The sequence below is a fragment of the Helicobacter sp. genome, from assembly GCF_022770205.1.
Classification (GTDB): Bacteria; Campylobacterota; Campylobacteria; order Campylobacterales; family Helicobacteraceae; genus Helicobacter_D.
On the sequence record NZ_JALEIK010000008.1, the window covers coordinates 1 to 2,379 of the forward strand.

2 protein-coding genes are annotated in these 2,379 nt (G+C 32.7%); both read left to right on the forward strand.

The features are described 5' to 3' along the window. Window positions 1-1,048: 1,048 nt before the first annotated feature. Complete coding sequence (locus tag MRZ19_RS01565) at window positions 1,049-1,825, forward strand: S24 family peptidase (RefSeq protein WP_291029661.1); 777 nt, start codon at window positions 1,049-1,051, stop codon at window positions 1,823-1,825. 9 nt (window positions 1,826-1,834) lie between these two features. After that, the coding region (locus tag MRZ19_RS01570) for a hypothetical protein (protein WP_291029663.1) at window positions 1,835-2,379 on the forward strand (545 nt) is incomplete at its 3' end.

Sequence of the window (2,379 nt, forward strand, 5' to 3'; positions counted from 1 at the left end):
TAGAATCAGCCCAAGTTTTTAGTTTCATTCCTTTTTTAGCCATTGCTTTAGTGATATGTGTAAATTTTTTTCTCTTTAACACTTCTATTCCTTTTAATGTGTTATAATTACATCTAACCACTCCACAAAGGGAGTGGAAAAAGATGTAAAAAGGCTTAAGCTTTAATCTCTATTTTTATAGAGATTCTAAGTCTTAGCCACTTCACAACCTTTTTGAATCTAAAATGTAGCATTTTAAACCCTTTTAAAAGATTGCAACCCACCCCCCAAAACCACTTTTAAGTTTTATCTAATAGGTTTATTCCGCTTTTAAACACTACCTGCTTAGCGGTCTGACAGCTTGAATGTGAAAGAACATTCAATATCCATTGTGAAGCCCCTTGTGTTATAATTATTTTTCCAAAACAAAAACACTAAGGAGCTTCATTATAGATACTTATTTGTAAGGTGTGTGTTGCTTAAAAAGAAGCCTGAACCTGTAGAAAATCTAGCGATTATCGGCATTGTCAGCGTTTTTAAATACTTCTTACCTTAATAAATGGTGTTGTTATGTGAGATTGTAAAGAGGCGGGGCAAAACCCCTTGAAGTTATTGTTTGTCTTTAGCCTTCTTATGAACTTTGTAAATTTCATAAGCGATAATGATTAAGCCAATAGTTACTACAATACTTGCTAAAGCTTGTCCGCTCATTGTTTTTTCCTTTTTTCTAAAAAATAGCTACCGATTATCATACAAAGACTTCCTAAGCCGATATAAATGTTATAGAGCGAGAAGTCGTTATGCATTAAATCGTAGGAACTATTAACAAAAAGACCAAAACCTATCGTTTTAAGTGTTTCAATTAACATTGGAATCCTTCGCAATCTTATTATAACAACAAGAGTTTTCAAAGAACATAAAAGTTTAAGCATTTGGCATAATTTTTGCTATTCTCTACAAAAAGTTATGAAAGACTTTGCAAACTTTTGATGGTGGGATTATATAACATTTGTTATATGTTGTCAATAGAAAAAACAAATTTTGGTATATTTTTTTAAAAGGATAAAGATTGGGAATTGATGAATTAAACGCAATAAAGGCAAGATTGGGGGTAAAAACAGACAAAGAACTTGCCGATTTTTTGGGAATCAAAGTAGAATCTGTAAATCATTTTAGATATAGAGATATACCAAAAAAATATATTAAGGAAGTAGAAATGACAGAGAATAAGATAGGGGAGCTACAGGAAGCTAAAGAAAAATTAGGCTTAAAAACAGACAAAGAACTTGCCGATTTTTTGGGCGTTAAAAAGGAATCTATTAATATGTATAGGGTTAGAGGAATTCCAAATAAGCTAAAGTTGCTTATAGAAAAAGGTATAACAAAAGATATATATACTAAGACTATGGATACTTCCGAACCTCATAAAATCCCTATCCATTATTATAAGAATGTTACTGCTTCTGCGGGCTATGGTATAAGTGTTTTAGAAAGCACACCGCAAAAGCTAGAGCTATCACAAGCCTTGCTAAGTGGAGTAAAAATACAGAGTTATAAACACTTAGATTTAATCAGTGTTGCAGGGGATTCTATGTTGCCTTACTTTGAAAATGGTGATAAGGTGCTAATTGAGCGCGAATGTGTGGCTAAAAATGGCGATACAATTATTGCAAACATTGAGGGTAACCTATACATTAAAAGACTAGAAAAAGACCCTTTTAACAAGTGGATAAAGCTAATATCTGCGAATCGTGAATACGCAACTATCACACTAGAGGGACAGGAAATGGAAAAGATAAACATAATAGGAGTCGTACGCGCTAAATTTAGTGTGAAGACGTATTAAGGGATTAAAATGTTTCAAAAAATTAAAGATATATCTTTTAAGGATAGAATTATTATTGTCTTAAACGTTGCGCTTATTGTGATTGGAGTAATTGTGTTTCAAGAAATGCGAGAGGGCTTTATTGTTTTTGTGGCATTACTATTTTCTTGGGTATCACTTTGGCTTTTAAGCGGATATGCAAAGGAAAGAGGCTTAAAGATAGATTTTGTTAGTAAGTTAGCCATAACGCTGCTTATTGTTTTTGTTTGTGGGGGGTATTTGTTTTTGGTGGCTACAGCAGAGGTTGCGAGTGTGAATACTTTGGAGGTTGCCTTACAATTCAACAAACGTCTTGGGGATAAAGATGTTCAAGATATGAATTATGCGGTAATAAAAAAAATAAAACCAAAGATTGACGAAGCTTTAAAAGGTGTTAAAAAAGACGAAAATAAGAGAAATGAAGTTGTGTTAGGCATAATAGCGGAACACAATAGGATTGTGCTGTCTGGCTTCACAAATGAGGAAAAAGAAAATTATAGACTTTTTGAACACAGATATTATCCAGAATCCTTTAA